The following is an 18,813-nucleotide window of genomic DNA, read 5'->3' as shown; positions in this document are numbered from 1 at the left end:
GATATGACTTTGCCGACCATGGAACAGGGCTTCGCCATCCGGGTGCGCGGGCAGGTGCAGGGGGTCGGCTTCCGGCCCTTTGTCTGGCGGCTGGCGCGGGCGGCGGGGTTGCGCGGCGACGTTCTGAACGATGCCGAAGGGGTCCTGATCCGTCTGGTCGCGCAGGATTGCGGCGATTTCATCGCGGCCTTGCGCGCGGATGGGCCGCCTCTGGCCAGAATCGACGCGATCGAGGCCGTGCCACAGGTTTTTGCCGCGATGCCCGAGGGGTTTTCCATCGCGGCCAGCGCGGGCACAGGCGCCGAAACGCGGGTCACGCCCGATGCCGCGACCTGCCCGGAATGCCGGGCCGAGATCTTTGCGCCCGGCAGGCGGCAGGGCTATGCCTTTACCAACTGCACCCATTGCGGGCCGCGCTATACGATCCTGCGCGAACTGCCCTATGACCGGGCGCGAACCACGATGGCGGGCTTTGATCTTTGCCCCGATTGTGCCGCCGAATATGCCGATCCCGCCGACCGTCGCTTTCACGCGCAACCCATCGCCTGCCCGGCCTGCGGCCCAAACCTGTGGTATGAGGCCGGGGGAAAAGAGGTCGCGGGCGATCCGGTCGCATTGGCGGTGGCGGCGCTGAAGGCGGGGCAGGTCGTCGCGGTCAAGGGGCTGGGCGGCTTTCACCTTGCCTGCGATGCGGCCGATGCCAGGGCCGTGGCGCTGTTGCGGGCGCGCAAAAGGCGGCCGTCGAAGCCCTTTGCCCTGATGGGGACCGAGGCGATGATCCGCGCCCATGCGACGCCGTCCGAGGCTTGCTGGCGATTGTTGCGCGACCCGGCGGCGCCGGTGGTGCTGGTGCCCGCCCGGGGCACATTGCCCGAGGATGTGGCGCCGGGGATGCGCGCGCTTGGCGTCATGCTGCCCTATACGCCTCTGCATCACCTGCTGATTGCCGCTTTCGGGGGGATGCTGGTGATGACCTCGGGCAATCTTTCGGGCGCCCCGCAGGTCACCGGCAATGACGAGGCGCGCAAGGCGCTGGCGCGCTTTGCCGATGGTTTCCTGATGCACAACCGCGAGATTGCGCGGCGGCTGGATGACGGGGTCGAGCGCGCCGATCCGCCAATGGTGATCCGCCGCGCCCGTGGGCGGGTGCCGGGCACGCTGCCCCTGCCGCCGGGGTTTGACGGAGCGCCTCGGGTGCTGGCCTTTGGTGGTCAGATGAAGGCGGCGATCTGCCTGACCAAGAACGGTCAGGCGATGGTGTCGCAGCATCTGGGCGATCTGGACGATGCCGAGACCGCGCTGGAATACGACCGCACCCTGCGCGATCTGGCGGCCCTGTTCGACCATGCCCCCGAACTGGCCGCCTGTGACCCGCATCCGGGCTATCGCGCCACGATAGCGGCCGAAGGCGCGGGCCTGCCGCTGATCCGGGTCTGGCACCATCATGCGCATCTGGCCTCGTGTCTTGGCGATAATCTCTGGCCACTGGACGGCGGCAGGGTGGCGGGGATCGTGATGGACGGGCTTGGCCTTGGACCGGAAGGCGCGATCTGGGGCGGCGAGCTGTTGCTGGGCGATTATACCGGGTTCGAGCGCGTCGCGCATCTGGCCCCCGCCCCCTTGCCGGGCGGCGACAGCGCCAGCCGAGAGCCCTGGCGCAATGCGCTGGCGCGTCTGGATCAGGCGGGGCTTTCAGCCGTGGCGGATCGGCTTTTCCCGGCCGCGCCCCGCGCTCTTCTGCGGCAGGCGGCCCGTGCGGGGGTGAATGCGCCGCGATCATCCTCGGCCGGGCGGCTGTTCGATGCCTTTGCGGCGCTGGCGGGCTTTGCCGGGGCGCAGAGTTACGAGGGCGAGGCCGCGATGCGGCTGGAGGCCATGGCGCGCCCTGCTGCGCCCTATCCTTTTGACTGCCGGGATGGGATCATCGACCCCGCGCCGATGTTTCGCGCTGCCGCGGCCGATCTGGCGGCCGGGCGCGATCGGGGCGACATGGCGGGGGCCTTTCATGTCGGGCTGGCGCGTGCCTTCTGTGCGCCGGCCCGCGCGCTGGTCCAGGGCGGCCGGGCGCGGGCGGTGGCCCTGTCGGGCGGCGTGTTACAGAACGCATTCCTGTTGCGCGAATGTCTGGCGGCGCTGGACGGTCTGCCGGTCCTGCTGCATCGCCAGATCCCCGCCAATGACGGCGGGCTTGCTTTCGGTCAGGCGCTGGTTGCTGCGGCGCAGCACATGGCTGCGGCGAAAAGCTTGTAACCGGCGGGCGCGTCCTCTGGCTGAACCCTGACCATCCGGGCCACGCGGGATTTGTGGCAGTCGATTGAAAAGACGCCATAAAATGCAATTCCTCATCTGCGACATTCTGTCATTGCCCTGCGCCCCCCTGCCTTGGCATGCGTTGAAAGACCACGCGAAGGTCCGCGCTGCCGGGCCGCCAGGCTGAGAGGAGGAGGACGTCTTGTCGCAAATCGAGACTTTCTACGATGTCATGCGCCGGCAGGGGATCACCCGCCGCAGTTTCATGAAATATTGCTCGCTGACCGCGGCGGCGCTTGGCCTCGGCCCGGCCTTCGTGCCCAAAATCGCCCATGCGATGGAAACCAAGCCCCGCACGCCGGTGATCTGGGTGCATGGTCTGGAATGCACCTGCTGTTCGGAAAGCTTCATCCGCTCGGCCCATCCGCTGGCCAAGGATGTCGTGCTGTCGATGATCAGCCTTGATTATGACGACACGCTGATGGCCGCCGCCGGCCATGCCGCCGAGGCCGCCTTCGAGGACACCATCCAGAAATACAAGGGCCAGTATATCCTTGCCGTCGAGGGTAACCCGCCGCTGAACGAAGACGGGATGTATTGCATCACCGGGGGCAAGCCCTTCGTCGAAAAGCTGCGCCATGCGGCCAGGGACGCCAAGGCGATTATTTCATGGGGGGCATGCGCGTCCTATGGCTGCGTTCAGGCCGCCGCGCCGAATCCGACGCGGGCGACGCCGGTCCACAAGGTCATTCTGGACAAGCCGATCATCAAGGTGCCGGGCTGCCCGCCCATCGCCGAGGTGATGACCGGCGTCATCACCTATATGCTGACCTTCGACCGCATGCCCGAGCTTGACCGCCAGGGCCGGCCAAAGATGTTCTACAGCCAGCGCATCCACGACAAATGCTATCGCCGCCCGCATTTCGACGCCGGCCAGTTCGTCGAGCATTGGGACGATGAAAACGCCAAGAAGGGCTATTGCCTTTACAAGATGGGGTGCAAGGGCCCGACCACCTATAACGCCTGCTCGACCGTGCGCTGGAACGAGGGTGTCTCGTTCCCGATCCAGTCGGGCCATGGCTGCATCGGCTGCTCGGAAGACGGGTTCTGGGATCAGGGTTCGTTCTATGACCGGCTGACCAATATCAAGGCTTTCGGAGTCGAGGCCAATGCTGACAAGCTGGGCGGCGTTGCGGCGGGTGCGGTCGGTGGGGCCGTTGCGGTCCATGCCGCGATTTCGGCGCTGAAACGGGCGCAGAAAAAGACCCAGGACAAGGTGGAGGCCTAGGCCATGACGATCAACACGCCGAATGGCTTTACCCTCGACAATTCCGGGCGCCGGATCGTGGTGGATCCGGTCACCCGGATCGAAGGGCACATGCGCTGCGAGGTCAACGTGGACGATCAGGGGGTCATCCGCAATGCGGTCTCGACCGGCACGATGTGGCGCGGGCTGGAGGTGATCCTGAAAGGGCGCGATCCGCGTGACGCCTGGGCCTTTGTCGAACGGATCTGCGGCGTCTGCACCGGCACCCATGCGCTGACCTCGGTGCGTGCGGTCGAGGATGCGCTTGGGATCATGATCCCCGACAATGCCAATTCGATCCGCAACATGATGCAGCTGGCGCTGGAGATACACGATCATGTCGTGCATTTCTATCACCTGCATGCACTGGACTGGGTGAACCCGGTCAATGCCCTGCGCGCCGACCCCAAGGCGACCAGCGAATTGCAGCAGATGGTCTCGCCCTCGCATCCGATGTCATCGCCGGGCTATTTCCGCGATGTGCAGAACCGGCTGAAGAAATTCGTCGAATCCGGGCAGCTGGGGCTGTTCAAGAACGGCTATTGGGACAATCCGGCCTATCTTCTGCCGCCCGAAGCCGATCTGATGGCGACGACGCATTACCTGGAAGCGCTTGATCTTCAAAAGGAAATTGTCAAGGTCCACACGATCTTTGGCGGCAAGAACCCGCATCCCAACTGGCTGGTGGGCGGGGTGCCCTGTCCGATCAATATCGACGGCACCGGATCGGTCGGCGCGATCAATATGGAACGGCTGAACCTCGTTTCCTCGATCATCGACCTGTGCGACCAGTTCAACAAGAACGTCTATATTCCCGATGTGATCGCCATTGGCGGCTTTTACAAAAGCTGGCTTTACGGGGGTGGGCTGTCGTCGCAGGCGGTCATGGCCTATGGCGACATCCCCGAAAACCCGAACGATTTTTCGCCCGAGCAGCTGCACCTGCCGCGCGGCGCGATCATCAACGGCAACCTCAACGAGGTGCATGACGTCGATCCGCGCGACCCCGAGCAGGTGCAGGAATTCGTCGATCATTCCTGGTATTCCTATGGCGAGCCGGGGCGCGGCCTGCACCCCTGGGACGGGGAAACCAATCCGAAATTCGAGCTGGGGCCGAACCACAAGGGCACGAAAACCCGCATCGAACAACTGGATGAATCCGCGAAATATTCCTGGATCAAGGCGCCGCGCTGGCGGGGGCACGCGATGGAGGTCGGCCCGCTTGCGCGCTATATCGTCGGCTATGCCAAGGGGCACGAGGATATCAGGGATCAGGTCGATGGCCTGCTGAGAACCATGGATCTGCCCTTCGAGGCGCTGTTCTCGACTTTGGGGCGCACGGCGGCGCGGGCGCTGGAATCGGAATATTGCGGGCGCCTGCAGCGGCATTTCTTCGACAAGATGGTGCGGAACATCAAGAATGGCGATCAAAGCACCGCCAATGTCGAGAAATGGGACCCCTCGACATGGCCGAAAGAGGCCAAGGGTGTCGGCATGACCGAGGCGCCGCGAGGCGCGCTTGGCCACTGGATCCGCATCAAGGATGGCCGGATCGAGAATTATCAATGCGTGGTGCCGACCACCTGGAACGGCTCGCCCCGCGACAGTCAGGGCAATATCGGGGCCTTCGAGGCCAGCCTGATGAACACGCCGATGGAACGCCCGGACGAGCCGGTCGAAATCCTGCGCACGCTGCACAGTTTCGACCCCTGCCTTGCCTGCTCGACCCATGTCATGTCACCGGATGGCGACGAGCTTGCCACCGTCAAAATTCGCTGAGAAAGGGACGATCCAATGAAAAAACTGACGCTGGCCGCGCTGGCCGCACTCATGGGCTCGCCAGTTCTGGCCCATACCGGGGTCGGAGAGACCTCGGGCTTCATGGCCGGGCTCTCGCATCCGATCTTTGGGCCGGATCACCTGCTGGCAATGCTGGCGGTGGGGCTGTGGTCGGGCTTTGTCCTGCCGCATCGCTTCTGGCTGGGGGCGGCGACCTTCATGGGCGCGATGGCCGTGGGGGCGTTGATTTCTTGGGCCGGGATCCCGATTCCGATGGTGGAAACCTGGATCGTGCTGTCGGTCGTGGCGTTCGGTCTGTTGACCGCGCTTTCGCGCCGCGGGCAATCCGACCAGATCACCTTTGCCTCGCTGGCCGCGATCGCCCTGTTCGCCATGTGCCATGGCCATGCCCACGCGACCGAGGCGCATGGCAATGCGGCAGGCTATATGATCGGCTTCCTGATCTCGACGGCGGCGCTGCATATCGTCGGCATTTTCATCGCCCGCACGATCTCGAACGCCACGGCGGCCAGAATGGTGCAGGCGGCAACCGGCACCGGGATCGCCATGGCGGGCCTTGCCCTGATGGCCGCCGGGTGATGCCATGAGCGACATCCATTCCGGCGATGATCCTGTCTTCGAGGGTCGCCCTCTGGGCGCCCCTGATCGGGCCAGCCGGCAAACCTCGGTCTATGTCTACGAGGCGCCGGTCCGCATCTGGCACTGGATCAACGCGGCCTGCATCATGGTCCTGTGCGTGACCGGCTGGCTGATCGGCAGCCCGCCGCCCTCGATGCAGATCGCCGAAGCCTATGACCAGTTTGTCTTCGGCTATATCCGCTTTGCACATTTCGCGGCCGCGATGATCCTGACGGTCGGCTTTTTCGGCCGTCTCTACTGGGCGTTGATCGGCAACCACCATGCAAAGCAGCTTTTCTATGTGCCGATCTTCTCGCGCCGGTTCTGGGCAGAGCTGCTGTTCGAGCTGCGCTGGTATTTCTTTCTGGAAAAAGAGCCAAAGAAATATGTCGGCCACAACCCGCTGGCGCAGCTTGCGATGTTTCTGTTCATGACGGTCGGTCTGACCTTCATGATCGTCACCGGATTTGCGCTGTATGCCGAAGGGGCGGGTAAGGACAGCATGTTCCATGCCGTCTTCGGCTGGGTCCAGGACCTTGTTCAGAACACCCAGCGCCTGCACACGCTGCACCATATCGGCATGTGGTGGATCGTGATCTTCATGATCATCCATATCTATGTGGCGATCCGCGAAGACATCATGTCGCGCCAGTCGATGGTCTCGACGATGATCTCGGGGCACCGCACCTTCAAGGATGATCGCCCCGACTGAACGCGGCTGGCAGCAACTGGAAGGATCGTTTCCGGTTTCAGAGCAAGGCGGCAGGTCACTTGCCGCACCATATCCAGAAATCCCGCCCGCAGTGGCGGGATTTCATTTTTATATCATCATCTTGCAAGGAATTTCGAGGGTTGCAACTTTTTGTCTCTGCTTTCGGAACTGGTGGCTATACTTTCGGCCCATAGGGGTGGGGCACATGACCGCACCGCCTGCCAGCAATGCTTCGGGGAGGGGGCAGATGCCAGCGGAAGCGCCTGCAAATATCCTTGTTCTGGGGATCGGCAATGTGCTTTGGGCCGATGAGGGCTTCGGGGTGCGCTGCGTCGAAGAGATGGCCGCGCGCCATGCCTTGCCCGAACGGGTGAGGCTGCTTGATGGCGGCACGCAGGGGCTGTATCTGCTGCCCTTTCTGGAAGAAGCCGATGCGCTGATCGTCTTTGACGCGGTGGATTACGGACTGCCCCCCGGCACGCTGAAGCTGGTCGAAGGGGCAGAGGTTCCGGCCTTTCTGGGCGCCAAAAAAATGAGCCTGCACCAGACCGGCTTTCAAGAGGTGATCGCCACCGCCCAGCTGCTGGGGCGTTGCCCGGCGCAGCTGATGCTGATTGGCTGCCAGCCGGTCGAACTGGAGGATTACGGAGGAGGGCTCCGCCCCGAAGTGGCCGCGCAGATCGACCCTGCCATCGGGATTGCGCTGGCGAAGCTGGCCGAATGGGGCGTTCAGGCCGGCGAGGGTGCGACCTCGGGCCAGCTTGCGGATCCGGCGATCCGGCGCGAGGCCTATGAGACGGGCCGCCCCGCCGCCTCTGATGCCTGCCGCGAGGGCGATGCGCGCTTTTTCCCGGGGGCCGGCTGATGTGCATGGGCATCCCGATGCGGCTGGCGCAGGTCGACGGCATCGCCGGGCAAAGCGAGGGCGGCGATCTGATCGACCTCAGCCTGACCGCCGATGCGCAAGCCGGCGACTGGGTGCTGACCTTCCTCGGCACGGCGCATGAGGTGATCGACGCTGACCGCGCCGCACGGATCGCGGCGGCATTGCAGGGGTTACGGGCGGTCATGGCGGGGGGCGACGCTTCGGGCGCCTTTGCCGATCTCGAGGGTCGCACCCCGGCGCTTCCGTCCCATCTTCAGGCGGCGCTGGCCGCAGGCCGCAAAACGGGTTGACCCATGCATGACCATTCCCACGACATTCTGCACAGCCCCGGCGGGGGCGCCCTGCACCCGCTGCTGGCGCGGCTGGAGGCCGAATTCGGCTGGCCACGCCTGCATTCGTTGCATGACGTCGCAGAGTTTACCGCCCGCCCCGGTCTGCATTGCCTGTTCGTTCCGGGCGACCCCGCCCGCAATCTGGAGACGGTGGACGCGGCGGTGATCCTGCCGGAACTGCGCATGGCCTTTCAGAACGCCTTTGATTGCGCCGTGGTGGATGACGCCATCGAAGCAACGGTCCGCGAAACCCACAGGGCGCTGAAAACGCCGGGGTTTCTGTTCTTCCGCGATGCCTCTTATCTTGGCTCGATCGAGAAGATCCGCGACTGGGACGATTACATCGCCCGCACCAGCCACATCCTCTCGCTGCCGGGTTGAAAGGCAAAGACAATGGCCCAGAATTTTCACCTGCCCCCTGTTGGTTTCGGCCCCGGATCGCAGCCCGACGATGGCGAGGGGCTGGAGTGGCTGCCGCTGCCCTCCGGGATGCGCACCTATGACATGCATCTGCCCGAGGTCGGGAATGTCGCGCCTCTGGCGCCCGCGCTGGCGATGCTGGTCGAAATCGCCGCGGCCTGCGATCGTGTGGCCCAGGGGGCGGCGCCGGTGTCGTTCGATCTGTCCGCGCTGGATGTGGCCAACCGGGCGCTGATGGCGGAAACGCTGGGTCAGGGCGAGGTGTCGCTGCGCGCGCGCGGCGTGCCGGCGGTGGCCGTGCAGGAAAGCGTCTTTGCCGGGGTCTGGGTGCTGAAGGCCGAGGGGATCGACCGGGTCGAGGTCGCGCCCGTGCCGCAGCTTGCCCTGACGCGGGCGTTCCATGCGCAGCGCCCGGCGATCGGGGCTCTGGCCCCGCGCGCGCCGGGGGTGGTGAACGCCCCTGCCTTGCTGGCTGAACTGATGGACAAATCCCTGTCCTGGCGTGGCCCCGGTGATCTGCATGTGGTGAACCTGACCCTGCTTCCGCATACCGAAGAGGATCTGCTCTGGCTCGATCAGGCTCTGGGCGAGGGGTCGGTGACCATCCTGTCGCGCGGCTATGGCAATTGCCGCATCACCGCGACCGCGCAGGATCGTCTGTGGCGGGTGCAGTTCTTCAACTCGATGGATGTGCTGATCCTCGATACCTTCGAGGTGACCGCCATGCCCGAGGTGGTGCTGGCCGCGTCCGAGGATCTGGCGGATAGCGCGGGCCGCATTCGTGAAGTGCTGGGGGCGATCCGATGAGCGTCGAGACCGCACGGGGCGGGTTCGAGGGGTCTTATCTGGGCGCCAATGACCGGATCAGCCCGCAGGCGATCATGGAATGCAAGATCTGCTGGACCAGCTATGACCCGGCCGAGGGGGATGAATACCGGCAGGTTCTGCCCGGCACGCCGTTCGCGGCCTTGCCCGCCGACTGGAAATGTCCCGGCTGCGACGCGCCGAAGGAACAGTTCATCGTGCGCGAGGATCCCGGCTCTGACGAGATGCGGATCGCGGCCGAGATCGAGCGGCGCTGCGCTCGGCTGGTCGCCGACTTCCGCGAGGTCTTCAACGCAAAGATGCGCGACGTGCCGATCATCAATCAGGCGCTGCATGTCGAGGCGCTGGCCTTTCGTCCCTGGCAGGGCGGCTTTCTGGGGGTGCTGATCGCGCCCTGGTTCATGAACCTGATCTGGCTGCCGGGCGAGGATCACGACTGGTCGGCCCTGAAGGCGGGCGAGAAAGAGGTGGTCGCCTTTCCCTCGGGCGAATATGAATTCATCCATAACAGCCGTGAGATGACCGGCCCTTACAAGGCCTGTTCGCTGTTCTCGCCGATGGCGGATTTCACCAGCCAGTTGCAGGCCGTCGAGGTCGCGCGCGCGGTGATGGTCGAGCTGTTCAAACCCGAAAACCGCGACGGGACCGACCGCGCCGCCGAGATTCGCGCCGCCCGCGAGGCCGAGCTTGCGCCGCCGCCCGAGGCCGCATCCGAGGCCGGACCGGCATCGGATGCACCGATCCCCGATCCGCGCCCCACGCGCCGGGCGCTGCTGACCGGCGGGCTGGCCGCTGCTCCGGCAGAGGGCGACGATCTGGAGATATCCGGGGGCGTGGAATGATCTCTGCCGCCGTCAGCTTTCGCCTTTTGCCCCGCGACGGAGGGCTTGCCCTTGCGCCGGGGGCGCAGGCGGGGCTGGCGGTGGATGCGCTGATGACGGGGCGCAGGGTGGATGAGGTCAGGCAGATGCTGCCTGCCCTGTTCGGCCTGTGCCGGTCCGTGCAGGAATGGGCTATGGCGCTGGCGCTTGGGCTGCCGCTGCCGCCCCTGGACGATCTGCGCCGCGACATGATCCGCGACCATCTGGCCAGGCTGTGCCTGCATCTGCCGCCGCAGCTTGGGCTTGCGCCCCTGGCGTTGCCGCAGGGCTGGCAGGCGGGGGGGCGCGCGCTGCGGGTGGCGCTTTTCGGGCAGGATGGCCTGCCCGGACCCGGTGATCTGGCCGCATGGAGCGCGGGCCCCGCGCCGCTTGCGCGCCTTGTCGCGGCGGTTCAGGGGCATTTCGCGCCGGGCGAGGCGGTCAGCGATCTGCCGGCGATGACGGATCCGTTCGGCGACGGCCCTGTCGAGAACAGCCTTGCCACACGCCATGCCGGACATCCGCTGCTGATGGCGGTGCGGGGCGCATATGGTCACGGGCCTCTGGTGCATCTGCTGGCCCGGCTGGTCGATCTCGACACCCTGTCGCGCGGGGCTTTCCCGCCGCCCCGCCGGATGGCACAAGGGGCGGCGCTGGTGCCCTGTTCGCGTGGTCTCTGCGCGCTTGAACTGCGCGCGGCCGGCGGCATCGTGACCCGCTTTTCGCGCCGCACGCCCACCGATCACCTGCTGATGTCGGGCGGGCTGCTGGCGGCCAGCCTTGCGACACTTCCGCCGCACAAGGCGGATCGGGCGCCTTTGCTTGCCATGATCCTTGATCCCTGTATCCCTCTGCATCTGGAGGCCGGACCCCATGCATGAGATGTCGCTTTGCGAAGGGATCCGCGGCATTGTCGAGGATCAGGCCCGCCGCCACGGTTTTTCCCGCGTGACCCGGATGCGGCTGGAAATCGGGCGCTTTGCCGGGGTGGAAAAGGCCGCGCTGAGCTTTGCCTTTGACGTGGTCATGCGCGGCAGCCCGGCCGAGGGCGCGGCCCTGGAAATGATCGACCTGCCGGGCCGGGCAATGTGTTTCGACTGTGCCGAACAGGTGGAATTGGACGACCGCCTGTCGCCCTGCCCCCTCTGTGGCGGTGGCAGGCTGATGCCCGAGACGGGGGACGAAATGCGGATCAGGGATATGGAGGTGATCTGATGTGTGGGATTTGCGGTTGCGGCAGTACGGTGACGGTGGACGGGCGCGAGATCAGCCATGACGAGGCGCACCGGCTGCGCCTGGCCCATGAGCACGCGCAGGATCAGAGGCATGGCCACGGGCACAGCCATGCCGCGAATGGTCACGCGCATGACCATGGTTCCGGCGATCACCACCACCATCATCATCACGACCATGCGCCGGGCCATGGTCACCATCACGACTACGGCGCGGGCGCGGCGGGTCTGTCGGTGCCGGGCCTGACCCAGCAGCGGCTGATCGAAGTCGAGACCTCGCTTCTGGCCCGCAATGACGGGTTGGCTGCGGGCAACCGGCGGGTGCTTTCGGCGCTGCGAGCCTTTGCGGTCAACCTTGTCTCATCGCCCGGTTCGGGCAAGACCACGTTGCTGTGCCGGACCATCTCGATGCTGGAAGGCCAACCGCTGGCGGTGATCGAGGGCGACCAGCAGACCGAGAACGATGCCGACCGGATCCGCGCCACCGGCGCGCGGGCGGTGCAGGTCAATACCGGCAAGGGCTGCCATCTGGATGCGCAGATGGTGGGCGGTGCGATGGATGCGCTGCGGCTGGAACCGGCCTCGCTGCTGTTCATCGAAAATGTCGGCAATCTGGTCTGCCCCGCGGCTTTTGATCTGGGCGAGGATGCCAAGGTCGCGATCCTGTCGGTGACCGAGGGTGAAGACAAGCCCTTGAAATACCCGGATATGTTTACGGCCGCAAGGCTTGCCATCCTGAACAAGATCGACCTTGCCCCCCATTGCGATGCCGATCCCGAGGTCTATGAGGCCAATCTGCGGCGGGTGAACCCCGGCATAGACATCCTGCGCCTTTCGGCCCGCACCGGCGAGGGGATGCAGGCCTGGATCGACTGGCTGCGCGCCGGTCTGGCGACAAAGGCCTGAGCCATGCCCACGCCGCGCCCCTTTGTCCTGCTGGTGGATGACGAGCCGCATTCGCTTTCGGCGATGCGCATGGCGCTTGAGGATGAGTTTGAAATCCTGACCGCCCCGGATGCCGCCGCCGCCGCCCGGCTGATGGAGGAGGAATGGGTGCAGGTGGTGGTCTGCGACCAGCGGATGCCCGGCCAGACCGGGGTGGAGTTCCTGACCGGGCTGCGCGAGCGCTGGCCGGAAACGGTGCGGCTTCTGATAACCGGCTATACCGATCCCTCGGCCATCGTCGATGCGATCAATCTTGCCGGCATCCACCAGTTCATCGCCAAGCCCTGGCATCCCGACCAGTTGCTGATGGCGGTGCGCAATGCGGCGCAGCTCTTCCATCTTGCGCGCGAGAATGAACGTCTGGCGCTGGAGATGCGCCGTCTTGCCTCGACCTCCGAAGCCCGGCTGGAAAAGCGCCGGCGGGCGCTGCGTCAGGGGCAGGGCTTCGACAGCGTGCTGCGTGCGCCCAACTCGCCCATGAACGCCACGGTTGATGCGGCGCGGCATTATGCGGCCTTCGATGTGCCGGTGCTGCTGACGGGCGAGCAGGGCACCGGCAAGGAGCAGCTTGCGCAAGCGATGCATCTGGCCTCGCTGAGGGCGGACCGGCCCTTTTACGCGCTGGATCTGACCGGAATGCCCGATGAGCTGGTCATGGTCGAGCTGCTGGGCGCGCGGCGCGGGGCGGTGGCCGGGGGAACCAGCCGGATCGGCCTGATTCAAAAGGCGGATCGCGGGACGCTGTATCTGTCGGGGATCGAGACCATCACGCCCGAATTGCAGCTTGTGCTTTTGCGCATCCTGTCCGGGCGCGGCTTCACGCCGGTCGGCGGGCAAGAGACGCTGACCAGCAATCTGCGCCTGATCGCCGGCGCCGGCACGGATTTGGCGGCTCTGGTGACCGAAGGGCGGTTTCGCGCCGACCTCTATTACGCTCTGGCGGTGGCCGAAATTGCGGTGCCGCCCCTGCGCGCGCGGCGCGGCGATATCGCCATGCTGGCCCAGCACATGCTGGCCGAGCTGGCGGCCCGTCATGGCAAGCTGGTGCATGGTTTTGACGGGCCCGCGCTGGAATTTCTGGAAAGTTACGACTGGCCCGGCAATCTGCGCGAATTGTCGAACGAGATCACCCGGATGCTGATCCTTGCGCAAGACAGCGTTCTGGGCGCCGATCTGATCTCTCGCCCGATCCTGCAGGGTCCGCCGGGTGAGGATGGCGCCGGCCGTCTGACCCAGGCGGTGCTTGCCGGCGTCGGCAGCCTGAAAGAGCGGGTCGAACTGATCGAAATGCGTATCCTGCGCGAGACGCTGACCCGCCATCGCTGGAACAAAAGCCGCGCGGCGGCCGAGCTGGGTGTGTCGCGGGTGGGCCTGCGCGCCAAGCTGGACCGCTATGGCGTCAAGGACCCGGCCGAGCGTCAGGCCACCCCGGAAGAGGAGGAATAGCCATGTGTCTGGGAATTCCCGGTCGCATCATCGCCATGACCGATCCCGCGCGGATGATGGCCATGGCCGAGGTCTCGGGCGTGCGCCGCGAGGTCAATATCGCCTGCGTGGCCGAGGGGCCGCCCGAGGGGCTGATCGGCCGCTGGGTGCTGATCCATGTCGGTTTCGCCATGAGCCTGATCGACGAGGACGAGGCGGCGCGCACGCTGGCCGCGCTGCATGAACTGGGCGAGGCGCAAGAGGCGCTTGAACAGATGGCCGAAGCCGACCGGGAGATGGCACGATGAAATTCGCTTCGGAATTCCGCGATCCCAAAGCGGCGCGCGCGCTGCTGGCCGCGATTGCCCGCCGCGCCGAGCAGATCGGCGCCAGCCGCGAAAAGCCGGTGCATATCATGGAGATCTGCGGCGGCCACACCCATTCGATCTTTCGCTATGGTCTGGACAAACTGGTGCATGAAGGCGTGGAATTCATCCATGGCCCCGGCTGTCCGGTCTGCGTTCTGCCGCGTGCGCGGATCGACGAATGTATCGAGATCGCCAGGCGTCCGGGCGTGATCTTCACCACCTTTGGCGATGCGATGCGGGTGCCGGGCCGGTCGCAATCGCTGTTACAGGCGCGGGCGGCGGGGGCGGATATCCGCATGGTCTATTCGCCACTGGATGCCCTGGCTCTGGCCCGGAAATACCCCGAACGCGACGTGGTGTTCTTTGGTCTGGGCTTCGAGACGACGACCCCTTCGACCGCGCTGGCCATCCAGCAGGCCGCGCGGGAAGGGTTGGGCAATTTCAGCGTCTTCTGCAACCATATCACCGTGCCCGAACCCATCCACGCCCTGCTGAAGGATCCGCATATGGTGCTGGACGGGTTCATCGGGCCGGGTCATGTCTCGATGGTCATCGGCGTGCATCCCTATGATTTCATTGCCCGGGATTTCCAGAAACCGCTTGTCGTCGCAGGATTCGAGCCGACCGATCTTCTGCAATCGGTGCTGATGGTGCTGGACCAGATCGCCGAAGGGCGCGCCGAGGTCGAAAACCAATATGCCCGCGTGGTCCCCGAGGAGGGCAATCCGGTTAGTCTGGCCGCCATTGCCGATGTCTATGAACGGCGCCCCAGCTTTGAATGGCGCGGTCTGGGCGAGATCGACGCCAGCGGATTGCGCATCCGCCCGAAATACGCAGCCTTCGACGCCGAGGAAAAATTCGGCATCGGCTATGCGGTGGCGCGCAATCCCGCACCCGAACCCGAGGGCTGTGCCTGTGGCGCCGTCATGACGGGGCGGGTCAAACCTACGGCCTGCCCGCATTTCGGCAAGGGCTGCACGCCAGAGATGCCGCTGGGGGCGCTGATGGTCAGTTCGGAAGGGGCCTGTGCGGCCTATTGGCAATATGGCGGTGCGCGGGTTGCAGCGGAATAGGAGGCGGGCCAGACCATGAACGCAATTGCTTTCGGAGCGCTGCGCGACAGCCATGTGACCCTGTCGCATGGCGGTGGCGGCAAGGCGATGGCCGATCTGATCGAGACCGTCTTTTTTCCCGCCTTCGGGCCCAGTTCGGGCGAGGATCAGGCGCGGCTGACGGCGGATGCGCTGTGTGAACCCGGTGCACGGCTGGCCTTGACCACCGACAGTTTCGTGGTCACGCCGCTGGAATTTCCCGGCGGCGATATCGGCAAGCTGGCGGTCTGCGGCACGGTGAACGATCTGGCCGTCGGCGGGGCGCGGCCGCTGTGGCTGTCGGCGGCGTTCATTCTCGAGGAAGGCTGCGAGATCGCGCTGTTGCAGCGCGTGGTCGCCTCGATGGCGCGCGAGGCGGCGCTTGCCGGGGTGCGGATCGTGACCGGCGACACCAAGGTCGTCGGGCGCGGATCGGCGGATGGGCTGTTCGTCACCACCTCGGGCGTCGGCGTGATCCCGGCAGAGCGCGATCTGGCTGCGGCGCGGATCAGGCCGGGCGATGTCGTGCTGGTCAATGGCGTGCTGGGCGATCATGGCGCGGCCATTCTGGCGGCGCGCGGCGATCTGGCGCTGTCGACGGATCTGGTCTCGGACTGTCAGGGGCTTGGGCATCTGATGGAGACGGTGCTGGCCGCCGCCCCCGGCACCCGCGCCGCCCGCGATGCGACCCGCGGAGGGCTTGCCGCGGCGCTGAATGAAATGGCGCTGGCGGCAGGGTGCGGCATCGAGATCAGCGAAGAGGCGTTGCCCCTGCGCCCCGAGGTGCGCGGGGTCTGCGAAATTCTTGGCCTTGATCCGCTCTATCTTGCCAATGAGGGAACCCTGGTCCTGTTCGTGCCCGAGGCCGAGGCTGAGGCCGCGCTGACCGCGATGCGTTCCCGCCCCGAAGGGCAGGGCGCCGCAATCATCGGCCGCGCCGTCGCCGCATCCGAGGGGGGCGCCCATACGGCCCGTGTGCAGATGGTGACCTCCTTCGGCGGGCGCCGTATCGTCGACCGCCTCGTGGGTGAACAACTGCCGCGGATCTGCTGAAACGGGCCCTTGCCGCCTTTGCGTGGCCTCAGCGGTCCGGATGGGGAACAGCGAGCTTTTTTGTCATATTTGGCTGCTTTTGCACGGAGGAGAAAATCCTGCATCAACATAGGCGTAAAACCGTATGTCCTTCTTCGGCTGAACTGTGGCGGGTGGTCGCCCTGCATTGGCTGCTTTCAAAGAGAGCTACTCGATAGGCTCCGCCTCAAGCCAGGAGGATTAACCATGCAGGGGAATAGCGAACATTCCATCGGATTGAATGTTTCGAAGAATAACCACGTCATTGCAGTGGCCGGGGGTGGTCGGGGCGTGTATGGATGTATATGGCCCCCGCCTGATTGCAACGGTCTGGTTGGCTCTGGTTCAGAACTCGCCATTGCGGACGTATATCCGGCTTCTGTGAACGGCCCGATCCTTCGTCGCCGCGAGCCCCGATGGATTTCCGCGCGCTTCCTCCTCAATGCCCCCGTGGGCATTGCCAAGTTGGGTGATTGTGGGCGCAAAGGGGGGCGAAGCGTGAGCGCTTATGCGTTCATCTCGAGCGCATAGTCGTTCCACAGGCTGAAGGCGTCAGCCCGTGCGTGGCGGTATGAAGATGCGGTGAGACGATAGCGGCGGGGACGGAAGAGGGTGTTGATCTGGTCATGGGCGGCGAGGAATCTCTGCGCCTGTCGTTGGGACTTGAAGCGTCCCATGATCTTCTCTCGCCGTCGCGTTGGTCTGTGTGAGCCCTCGACCAGGTTGTTCAGCCCCTTGTGTGCCCTGTGGTCGGCGTCGGGAGCCAGGTTCCGGATTGGCTTGAAGTAGCTGCGCAGCTTGTCGGTGATCATCACACGCGGCTGGCCGAATTGCGCGATGAGCCTTGCCAGAAAGCGCCTCGCGGCTCTGGCGTTCCGGCGGGTTTGCACGAGGATGTCGAGCGTGTGGCCATTGGCGTCAACCGCCCGCCAGAGCCAGTGTTTCCTGCCGCGTATCGGGATGACGACCTCGTCCAGATGCCACTTGTCCGACGGCCCCGGCCTATCGCGCCGGATGCAGGTGGCAAACTGCGCGCCAAAGCGGTTAACCCAAAGCCTGATGCTCTCGCGGCTGACGATCACGCCGCGCTCTGCCAGAAGGTCCTCGACGTCAGCCCCGCTCAGGGCGAAGCGGTGATATGCCCAGACGGCGTAGGCAATGATCTCACGGGGAAAGCGAAACCCCTTCAGGCGCGGCATGGGTGATGGCGTTTTCATCCGAGATCCTGTAGCAGGCGCTTCACGACACAACAACTTGGCAATGCCAAGGAAGAGCATGGCCACATTCAAGCACACCGGCGGCGTCTCGAAATTCCGCGACAAGCTGATCTCGGGCATGGTTGCCAAGGGCTATGAACAGGACTTTGCCGAACGCACCTTCCGGCAGTTGGAGGGCTTCGGCTCCTACGGCTTTCCCGAAAGCCATGCGGCAAGTTTCGCGCTGATCGCCTATGCCTCGGCCTGGCTGAAATGCTGGCATCCCGATGCCTTCTGCGCCGCGCTACTGAACAGCCAGCCGATGGGATTCTATGCCCCGGCCCAGATCGTGCGCGATGCGCGCGACCATGGCGTCGAGTTGCGCCCGATCTGCGCCAATGCCTCCCGCTGGGATTGCACGCTGGAGCCGACCGGCAACGAGGCGCGCTTTGCGGTTCGGCTTGGCCTGCGCATGGTCAAGGGGCTTGCCAATGCCCATGCGGCGGCGATTGTCGCCGCCCGTGCCGATCAGCCATTTGCCTCGGTCGAGGATCTCTGGCGGCGGGCCGGGGTTCCGGTCGCCGCATTGGTCCACATTGCCGAGGCCGACGGTTTCCGCCCGCCCTTCGGCCTCGCGCGCTGCGAAGCGCTTTGGGCGATCAAGGGGTTGCGCGACGAGGAACTGCCGCTGTTTGCGGCAGCCTCGGCACGCGAGGGCCTGACGGTTTCAGAGATATCGGAGCCGTCCATCGCCCTGCGGCCGATGGCGGCTGGCGGCGAGGTGGTCGCGGATTACAGCCATACCGGCCTGTCGCTGCGCCGCCATCCGGTTGCCTTCCTGCGCGAGGCTCTGCGCAAGCGCCGCATGGTCTCCTGCGCCGAGGCGATGGGCGCGCGCGACTGCCGCTGGCTGGAGACGGCGGGGATCGTCCTCGTCCGCCAGCGGCCTGGTTCGGCCAAGGGCGTCATGTTCATCACGATCGAGGACGAGACCGGCATCACCAATCTCGTGGTCTGGCAGAAAGTGTTCGAGTGCTATCGGCGGGCCATTCTCTCATCGAGCATGATTGCCGTCAGGGGGCGCGTTCAGCGCGAGGGCGAGGTCGTGCATCTCGTTGTCCATCGGATCGTCGATCTGTCGCGGGATTTGGCCAGCGTTGGGCAACGCGACGTGGCGGCCCTCCTGCCGGATGGCAGAGGAAGCGAACTCCACCAAGAATCTCCGACGCCTGATCTGCGCGGTCAGCCACCGAAGGGGCTGCGGGCGTGCAGTATGGCTGTGCCCGACCCGCACGTCGACGCGATCAGGGTAAAGACGCGGGATTTTCGGTAATGGTCGGAACCTTTACGACACCCAGCAACCTCGCATTGACCGCAGTTGCAGAAAACGAAATCGGCTCTTTGCGGCCGCACGACCGCACAGAGGCTAACTTCTGCTTTCCTTAGCCAGATTGATCGTACGGCAACAGGGATGCT

At 65.3% G+C, this 18,813-nt stretch carries 19 protein-coding genes; 18 read left to right on the top strand and 1 reads right to left on the bottom strand.

The window, feature by feature from the left end:
- Positions 1-3: 3 nt before the first annotated feature.
- The 17 genes from hypF (at position 4) to hypE (ending at position 16,123) form a co-directional block, all read left to right on the top strand.
- Positions 4-2,250, top strand: coding sequence for a carbamoyltransferase HypF (gene hypF / locus F8A10_RS16195; protein WP_152367896.1), 2,247 nt, complete (start codon positions 4-6; stop codon positions 2,248-2,250).
- A gap of 202 nt (positions 2,251-2,452) precedes the next feature.
- On the top strand, positions 2,453-3,538 hold the full coding sequence (locus F8A10_RS16190; RefSeq protein ID WP_147428525.1) for a hydrogenase small subunit: 1,086 nt from the start codon (positions 2,453-2,455) through the stop codon (positions 3,536-3,538).
- Positions 3,539-3,541: 3 nt separating this feature from the next.
- A complete protein-coding gene (locus F8A10_RS16185) occupies positions 3,542-5,335 on the top strand; it encodes a nickel-dependent hydrogenase large subunit (protein ID WP_152367895.1) in 1,794 nt (597 codons plus the stop codon).
- 15 nt (positions 5,336-5,350) lie between these two features.
- Positions 5,351-5,935: a HupE/UreJ family protein gene (locus F8A10_RS16180; RefSeq protein ID WP_152367894.1), complete on the top strand. Its 585-nt coding sequence runs from the start codon at positions 5,351-5,353 to the stop codon at positions 5,933-5,935.
- 4 nt (positions 5,936-5,939) lie between these two features.
- Positions 5,940-6,686, top strand: a complete 747-nt coding sequence (gene cybH, locus F8A10_RS16175; RefSeq protein ID WP_152367893.1) for a Ni/Fe-hydrogenase, b-type cytochrome subunit — start codon at positions 5,940-5,942, stop codon at positions 6,684-6,686.
- Positions 6,687-6,933: 247 nt separating this feature from the next.
- Positions 6,934-7,551, top strand: a complete 618-nt coding sequence (locus F8A10_RS16170) for a HyaD/HybD family hydrogenase maturation endopeptidase (protein ID WP_028714008.1) — start codon at positions 6,934-6,936, stop codon at positions 7,549-7,551.
- A complete protein-coding gene (locus tag F8A10_RS16165; RefSeq protein WP_011749370.1) occupies positions 7,551-7,862 on the top strand; it encodes a HypC/HybG/HupF family hydrogenase formation chaperone in 312 nt (103 codons plus the stop codon). Before F8A10_RS16170 ends, F8A10_RS16165 begins: the two co-directional genes overlap by 1 nt.
- Before the next feature lie 3 nt (positions 7,863-7,865).
- Positions 7,866-8,285 (top strand): thioredoxin domain-containing protein, encoded by a 420-nt coding sequence (locus F8A10_RS16160; protein ID WP_152367892.1) that lies wholly within the window; start codon positions 7,866-7,868, stop codon positions 8,283-8,285.
- 12 nt (positions 8,286-8,297) lie between these two features.
- A complete protein-coding gene (locus F8A10_RS16155; protein ID WP_152367891.1) occupies positions 8,298-9,131 on the top strand; it encodes a hydrogenase expression/formation protein in 834 nt (277 codons plus the stop codon).
- A complete protein-coding gene (hybE, locus tag F8A10_RS16150) occupies positions 9,128-9,991 on the top strand; it encodes a [NiFe]-hydrogenase assembly chaperone HybE (RefSeq protein ID WP_152367890.1) in 864 nt (287 codons plus the stop codon). Before F8A10_RS16155 ends, hybE begins: the two co-directional genes overlap by 4 nt.
- Positions 9,988-10,890 (top strand): hydrogenase expression/formation protein HupK, encoded by a 903-nt coding sequence (locus F8A10_RS16145; protein ID WP_152367889.1) that lies wholly within the window; start codon positions 9,988-9,990, stop codon positions 10,888-10,890. The genes hybE and F8A10_RS16145 overlap by 4 nt, the downstream gene beginning before the upstream one ends.
- Complete coding sequence (gene hypA, locus F8A10_RS16140; protein WP_147428504.1) at positions 10,883-11,224, top strand: hydrogenase maturation nickel metallochaperone HypA; 342 nt, start codon at positions 10,883-10,885, stop codon at positions 11,222-11,224. Before F8A10_RS16145 ends, hypA begins: the two co-directional genes overlap by 8 nt.
- Complete coding sequence (gene hypB, locus F8A10_RS16135) at positions 11,224-12,147, top strand: hydrogenase nickel incorporation protein HypB (protein WP_152367888.1); 924 nt, start codon at positions 11,224-11,226, stop codon at positions 12,145-12,147. The genes hypA and hypB overlap by 1 nt, the downstream gene beginning before the upstream one ends.
- Positions 12,148-12,150: 3 nt before the next feature.
- A complete protein-coding gene (locus F8A10_RS16130; protein ID WP_152367887.1) occupies positions 12,151-13,632 on the top strand; it encodes a sigma-54-dependent transcriptional regulator in 1,482 nt (493 codons plus the stop codon).
- A 2-nt stretch (positions 13,633-13,634) separates the two neighbouring features.
- On the top strand, positions 13,635-13,919 hold the full coding sequence (hypC, locus tag F8A10_RS16125) for a HypC/HybG/HupF family hydrogenase formation chaperone (RefSeq protein WP_011749378.1): 285 nt from the start codon (positions 13,635-13,637) through the stop codon (positions 13,917-13,919).
- A complete protein-coding gene (hypD, locus tag F8A10_RS16120; RefSeq protein WP_152367886.1) occupies positions 13,916-15,052 on the top strand; it encodes a hydrogenase formation protein HypD in 1,137 nt (378 codons plus the stop codon). Before hypC ends, hypD begins: the two co-directional genes overlap by 4 nt.
- A 15-nt stretch (positions 15,053-15,067) precedes the next feature.
- Complete coding sequence (gene hypE / locus F8A10_RS16115) at positions 15,068-16,123, top strand: hydrogenase expression/formation protein HypE (protein ID WP_152367885.1); 1,056 nt, start codon at positions 15,068-15,070, stop codon at positions 16,121-16,123.
- A 524-nt stretch (positions 16,124-16,647) separates the two neighbouring features.
- On the opposite strand, the gene F8A10_RS16110 is transcribed toward hypE, so the two are convergent.
- Positions 16,648-17,358, bottom strand: coding sequence for an IS6-like element ISPpa9 family transposase (locus F8A10_RS16110; RefSeq protein ID WP_152367884.1), 711 nt, complete (start codon positions 17,356-17,358; stop codon positions 16,648-16,650).
- 58 nt (positions 17,359-17,416) lie between these two features.
- On the opposite strand from F8A10_RS16110, the gene F8A10_RS16105 reads away from it, so the two are divergent.
- Positions 17,417-18,670 (top strand): helix-hairpin-helix domain-containing protein, encoded by a 1,254-nt coding sequence (locus F8A10_RS16105; protein ID WP_227493462.1) that lies wholly within the window; start codon positions 17,417-17,419, stop codon positions 18,668-18,670.
- The last annotated feature ends 143 nt before the right edge of the window (positions 18,671-18,813 follow it).

The sequence above is a fragment of the Paracoccus kondratievae genome (assembly GCF_009301415.1).
Lineage (GTDB): Bacteria > Pseudomonadota > Alphaproteobacteria > Rhodobacterales > Rhodobacteraceae > Paracoccus > Paracoccus kondratievae.
The sequence above is the reverse complement of the archived record's forward strand: the minus strand, read 5'-3'. Positions and strand labels throughout refer to the sequence as shown.

What these genes read in the sequence shown, in the direction of transcription:
- hypF (WP_152367896.1), top strand. Translation starts at nt 4, where the DNA reads ATGACTTTGCCGACCATGGAACAGGGCTTCGCCATCCGGGTGCGCGGG.
- F8A10_RS16185 (WP_152367895.1), top strand. Translation starts at nt 3,542, where the DNA reads ATGACGATCAACACGCCGAATGGCTTTACCCTCGACAATTCCGGGCGC.
- F8A10_RS16180 (WP_152367894.1), top strand. Translation starts at nt 5,351, where the DNA reads ATGAAAAAACTGACGCTGGCCGCGCTGGCCGCACTCATGGGCTCGCCA.
- cybH (WP_152367893.1), top strand. Translation starts at nt 5,940, where the DNA reads ATGAGCGACATCCATTCCGGCGATGATCCTGTCTTCGAGGGTCGCCCT.
- F8A10_RS16170 (WP_028714008.1), top strand. Translation starts at nt 6,934, where the DNA reads ATGCCAGCGGAAGCGCCTGCAAATATCCTTGTTCTGGGGATCGGCAAT.
- F8A10_RS16165 (WP_011749370.1), top strand. Translation starts at nt 7,551, where the DNA reads ATGTGCATGGGCATCCCGATGCGGCTGGCGCAGGTCGACGGCATCGCC.
- F8A10_RS16160 (WP_152367892.1), top strand. Translation starts at nt 7,866, where the DNA reads ATGCATGACCATTCCCACGACATTCTGCACAGCCCCGGCGGGGGCGCC.
- F8A10_RS16155 (WP_152367891.1), top strand. Translation starts at nt 8,298, where the DNA reads ATGGCCCAGAATTTTCACCTGCCCCCTGTTGGTTTCGGCCCCGGATCG.
- hybE (WP_152367890.1), top strand. Translation starts at nt 9,128, where the DNA reads ATGAGCGTCGAGACCGCACGGGGCGGGTTCGAGGGGTCTTATCTGGGC.
- F8A10_RS16145 (WP_152367889.1), top strand. Translation starts at nt 9,988, where the DNA reads ATGATCTCTGCCGCCGTCAGCTTTCGCCTTTTGCCCCGCGACGGAGGG.
- hypA (WP_147428504.1), top strand. Translation starts at nt 10,883, where the DNA reads ATGCATGAGATGTCGCTTTGCGAAGGGATCCGCGGCATTGTCGAGGAT.
- hypB (WP_152367888.1), top strand. Translation starts at nt 11,224, where the DNA reads ATGTGTGGGATTTGCGGTTGCGGCAGTACGGTGACGGTGGACGGGCGC.
- F8A10_RS16130 (WP_152367887.1), top strand. Translation starts at nt 12,151, where the DNA reads ATGCCCACGCCGCGCCCCTTTGTCCTGCTGGTGGATGACGAGCCGCAT.
- hypC (WP_011749378.1), top strand. Translation starts at nt 13,635, where the DNA reads ATGTGTCTGGGAATTCCCGGTCGCATCATCGCCATGACCGATCCCGCG.
- hypD (WP_152367886.1), top strand. Translation starts at nt 13,916, where the DNA reads ATGAAATTCGCTTCGGAATTCCGCGATCCCAAAGCGGCGCGCGCGCTG.
- hypE (WP_152367885.1), top strand. Translation starts at nt 15,068, where the DNA reads ATGAACGCAATTGCTTTCGGAGCGCTGCGCGACAGCCATGTGACCCTG.
- F8A10_RS16110 (WP_152367884.1), bottom strand. Translation starts at nt 17,358, where the DNA reads ATGAAAACGCCATCACCCATGCCGCGCCTGAAGGGGTTTCGCTTTCCC.
- F8A10_RS16105 (WP_227493462.1), top strand. Translation starts at nt 17,417, where the DNA reads ATGGCCACATTCAAGCACACCGGCGGCGTCTCGAAATTCCGCGACAAG.